Source organism: Streptomyces sp. NPDC019890 (assembly GCF_044903445.1).
In the GTDB taxonomy this organism is placed as follows: domain Bacteria; phylum Actinomycetota; class Actinomycetes; order Streptomycetales; family Streptomycetaceae; genus Streptomyces.
Genome location: NZ_JBJDQK010000007.1, coordinates 1 through 4,629, shown reverse-complemented (window position 1 = coordinate 4,629; position 4,629 = coordinate 1). Strand labels below are relative to the sequence as shown.

At 70.7% G+C, this 4,629-nt stretch carries 3 protein-coding genes and 1 pseudogene; 3 read left to right on the top strand and 1 reads right to left on the bottom strand.

The features are described from left to right. Positions 1 to 225 precede the first annotated feature (225 nt). On the bottom strand, positions 226 to 1,134 hold the full coding sequence (locus ACI2LP_RS19960; protein WP_404725826.1) for a Gfo/Idh/MocA family protein: 909 nt from the start codon (positions 1,132 to 1,134) through the stop codon (positions 226 to 228). Between the two features lie 217 nt (positions 1,135 to 1,351). On the opposite strand from ACI2LP_RS19960, the gene ACI2LP_RS19955 reads away from it, so the two are divergent. The 3 genes and pseudogenes from ACI2LP_RS19955 to glnII all read left to right on the top strand — a co-directional run. Continuing rightward, positions 1,352 to 2,758 (top strand): hypothetical protein, encoded by a 1,407-nt coding sequence (locus ACI2LP_RS19955; protein ID WP_404725825.1) that lies wholly within the window; start codon positions 1,352 to 1,354, stop codon positions 2,756 to 2,758. Continuing rightward, a complete protein-coding gene (locus ACI2LP_RS19950; RefSeq protein WP_404725824.1) occupies positions 2,755 to 3,894 on the top strand; it encodes an ARPP-2 domain-containing protein in 1,140 nt (379 codons plus the stop codon). The genes ACI2LP_RS19955 and ACI2LP_RS19950 overlap by 4 nt, the downstream gene beginning before the upstream one ends. Before the next feature lie 168 nt (positions 3,895 to 4,062). Further along, a pseudogene (gene glnII, locus ACI2LP_RS19945) lies at positions 4,063 to 4,629 on the top strand (glutamine synthetase); the annotation flags it as partial.

Genomic DNA, 4,629 nt, shown 5'->3' with positions numbered 1-4,629 from the left:
CAACAAGTCGACGACCGTCAAGGTCGCCTCCGTATCCGGCAGCTGCGCCCTGCTGAACAACGCGGCCTTCGAGCAGGTCCGCGAGCCCGGCAAGTTCCTCATCCGCAAGGCGCGGATCGAGAAGATCGGCTGACTCTGACGGTCCTACCGGAATCCAGGACGGTGCCGCACCCCCCATACGGCACCGTCCTGGGCACTCCATACGGCACCGTCCTGGTCATTCCGTCAGCGATTGAGCCGGAGTTCCGCCTCCGCCAGGATCTCCGTCAGCCGCAGCCCGAACCGTACGTCGCAGCCGTGCGGCCGCCCCGTACGCGCCGACTCCAGCAGCGCATCCACCGCCGCGCCGAACGAGCGCACCGCGTCGCCCCACTCCGGAAGCGCCGCCTTCCCCTGATCGCCGGCCAGCTCGATGCTCACGCCGGAGGCCTTCAGCGGCGCGCTCAGACCGAGCGTCGCCGTGCTCGACGCCCCGGACGTGTGCCGCAGCACCAGATGCACGGTGTCCACGGGCCCGCGCGCCGCGGTCACCTCCGTCACATCGCCGAGCACCGGAATCAGCACCGACAGCACATGCGGGCCGACGTCCCACAGACCGCCCTTCTCGCGCCGCCACGGCGAGGTGGCGTACGGGCTGTCCGCGCCCGGCGCGTACAGCGAGCCGAGCCACCGCGCATGGGCCGTGAACCAGCCGCCCACCGCCGCATGTGCGTCGATCCACGGCGCGGTGTCCGCGGCGAAGCGCAGGGTGCAGAAGACCACCGAAGCGACCCCGGCTCGCTCCGCCGCCGCGGCCGTCTCCCGCGCCGGCGTCACGCTCGTCGCGACCGGCTTGTCCAGCAGCAGATGACAGTCGGCCGCCGCGGCCCGGGCCGCGAGCGGCGCCTGGATGTCCGGCGGCAGCGCGAAGGCGACAGCATCGCAGTCGGCGAAGAGCGCGTCCACGCCGTCGTCGCCGGCGTACGACGTCGTGCCGTGCGCGGCGGCGATGGCGGCAGCCGCCTCGGGCCGTCTGGCCCACACCCCGGCGAAGTCGACATCCGGGTGGGCGGCGAGCGCGGGGGCCTGGGTGCGCTCCGCCCAGGGGCCGGCGCCGAGGAGTCCGATACGCAGCTGCTTTGCGGGCTTCGTCATGCCCCCCAGTGTGCCCACAGCGGAAAATTGCCGCGGAACGACTGGCCAACGGTGTTACGTTTTCGGGGCCGGCCGCGGGACTCCGGTGCGACTTCCGGGACTTGCCTATAAAGCAGTGATTTCGCTGATCGCGCCCCCATTCCCCGGCCGGCACCAGTGTGTACGTGCATTGGAGTACGTGCATTGCAGTACGGGGATTGCAGTACGGGGGGAGACCATGGCGGAGACCCATGCCGATCTCATCGCGGCCGAGGACGTGCTCCTCTTCGTGAACGCCGCGGTCACTGCGACCGGACAGCGCGAATTCCGCTCGGGGGCCCACGAGCAGCGGCTGTCACTCGCCTTCCTGCACGAGTACGTACGCGTCAATTACCGCTCCCTGTATGCGGCCACGCTCGCCCTCGACATCAACGACCACAACTGCGTCCGGATCGTCGAGCAGCTGCTGCGCACGGCGTCGGACGCAAGTCCTGAGCAGAAGCGGACGGAAGGCCGGCTGATCGCGGCCCGCCTCGCCGTGCTGCCGCCCCAGCGCGTCTACCGGCTGTTCCGTGCGCTGCGGGCCGCGAAGGTCAACAACCGCCGCACGCGCGCGATCCTGCGCGACTGGCTGGCGACCCGACCGGACCTGGGCCTCGACGCCGTGAAGTACCGCGAGGGACTGAAGACCGCCGTCCGGCACACTCATCTCCCCTTCGACGAGGACGAGTTCGGGGACTTCCTGTTCCGGCCCGGCAAGCGTGTCCGCTACGACCACGCCTTTCTCGACGCGTACCGCCGTGCCCACTTCGAGCAGAGCGCCATCTACGAGCTGCCGTTCACCGTCGCCGAGGGCTTCGCGGCGAAGCACGGCATCCCGCGCGGGGCGTTCCTGGAGCAGATCGCTCCGCGTATGACCCGTTTTGAGCGGCTGCGTACGCAGCGGGCCGGGACGCAGACCGATCTGAACGTCATGCCGCTGACCCGGCTCGCGCTGTACGTACTCTCGCTGGAGCGGGACGAGCGGGTGCGGCGGCGCACGGAGCTGACCGGCGCGCTGCGGGCCGCCGCGCTGCGAGCCGCGGGCCCGTACGCCGGGACCTGGGGGCGGGTCGCCGCCGTGCTCGACGACAGCTACTCCTCGTCCGGCTCGGGTGTGAAGCGCCGCCGACCGCTCGCGGTCGCGCTCGGCTGCCACTTCCTGCTGGAGGCGCTGGCCGGTCCATACCGGGCGCACTGGACCTCGGGCTCGGACGATCCGCTGCTGGGGCGCCCGTGGGGGCCCACGCCGCTCGGCACCAGGATCCTCGACGCTCTGGAGCACTCCCCCGAGCGGCTGGTGATCGTCTCGGACGGCTGGGACAACGCGCCGCCGGGCCTGGCCAAGGAGGTGCTGCGGGTCTGGCGCACGCGGCTCGACCCGGACCGGCGCACACATGTTGTGCATGTGAATCCCGTATACGACGCGGACGGTTTCGATGTGCGCCGCCTCGCTCCGAACGTGCCGACGGCCGGCATCCGCGACGCCGAGGATCTGGCGGCGCTGGTCGAGATCGCGCAGTTCGCCGAGGGCCGCACCGGCCTGCCCGAGCTGCAGGCGTATCTGGACCGGCGTACGGAACGCTTCCTGGAGGGGGCGCGATGAACAAGCTGGACATGACCGGACTCACCACCCTGCCCGCCCAGGTGTGGGGCGGCATCCGGCTGGTGCCGCTGGCGCGCGAGAAGCCGGTGGACGGGCTGCGGCTGCGCCACGAGATCTACGGTCCGGGCCACGGCGAGGTCGAGCTCGGCCCTCGCGACCACTATCTCTCCTACATTCCGCACGGCTTCGTCGCGGACTGGTCGGGCGAGGGCGGCCAGTCGGCGGCGTACGGCACCCAGCTGGGCGACGGGTGCCCGGCCTGTGTGCCCGTGCGCCGTCACCACCGGCTGGCCAAGCGGCGCTCCACCAAGGGGGTCAAGGAGAGCCGGCTGCGCTTCCTCCCCCTCCATCTCGCCCTCGAGGGCTATCTGGCGCTGCACTTCGGCGGCCCGTCCATCGTCTGGGACGAGTGGTCCCAGCAGGCGGTACGCCAGGGCCTGTCGCCGCGTGCCGAGGACGCCTACGCGGGCTGGGCGGTGCGCGGCCTCGGCGAGGCGCTGCGGATCTTCGAGATCCACCCCGGCCAGTGCGGCGTGCTCGTGTACGCGGCGGACTCGCTCGCCGCCGCCTTCGTCGTGCCGCACCCCGCCGACTACCGCGCCCTGCACCCGTCCCTGATCGAGGATCTGTACGGGGAACTGGTCCATCAGTACGCCTTCTTCGGCGGTCCGGTGCCCGGCTTCGAGGCGCGCATCCGCGACCGCGGGCACATGACGACGCTCGCCGATCTGCGGATGGCGGCCCGGGGTCAGGAGCGCGCGTGGGCCGAGAGCCACGGCTCGCTGATGGCGGCCCGGCTGCTCGACACCTCGTACAGTTTCGAGCGGGTCCACACCATGGACTCGTTCAGCCTGTGGCGCTTTCTGCCGCCCTTCCGGCGCGGCGAGAGCGAGCAGCACATCGGCGAGGCGATCACCGATCACAAGGGCCGCGTCGCCTATCTCAAGACCTTCCGGCTCTCCGAGGCGCAGATCCGCCGCGGCCATCTGCTCAGTCGGCTGCACGACCACGACTGGCACCTGGGCCGCACCGCCGAGGCGCTGGGTACCAGCTACCCCGATCTTGTCCGCCGGATCCGTGCCGCGGGCTTCGACTCGCTGCTCAAGCAGGGGGTGGAGCTCAGGGCGCGGACCTGAACCGTCGTGCCGCGGGAGTGCCGCCGGAGCGCCGCGGAAAGGCTCCTCGCGACCGTTCTTCCGGTGCGGGTCCGGCGTAACGTGGGGTTCACACATGGGCAACGGACGGGAAATCGCGAATTGCGAAGCTGCGCGGCATACCGCTGCACCCGCAAAGGATGAGGCCCCGTGACCTTCAAGGCTGAGTACATCTGGATCGACGGCACCGAGCCGACCGCCAAGCTTCGCTCGAAGACGAAAATACTTGACGACGGCGCCGAGCTGCCCATCTGGGGCTTCGACGGATCCAGCACCAACCAGGCCGAGGGCCATGCATCCGACCGCGTTCTCAAGCCGGTCTTCTCCTGTCCGGACCCGATCCGCGGCGGCGACAACGTCCTGGTGATGTGCGAGGTCCTGAACACGGACATGACCCCGCACGAGTCCAACACGCGTGCCGCGCTCGCCGAGGTCGCCGAGAAGTTCGTCGCCCAGGAGCCGATCTTCGGCATCGAGCAGGAGTACACCTTCTTCAAGGGTTCCCGCCCGCTGGGCTTCCCCGAGGGCGGCTTCCCGGCCGCGCAGGGCGGCTACTACTGCGGTGTCGGCGCGGACGAGATCTTCGGCCGTGACGTCGTGGAGGCGCACCTGGAGAACTGCCTCAAGGCGGGCCTGGGCATCTCCGGCATCAACGCCGAGGTCATGCCGGGCCAGTGGGAGTTCCAGGTGGGTCCGCTCGCCCCGCTGGAGGTCTCC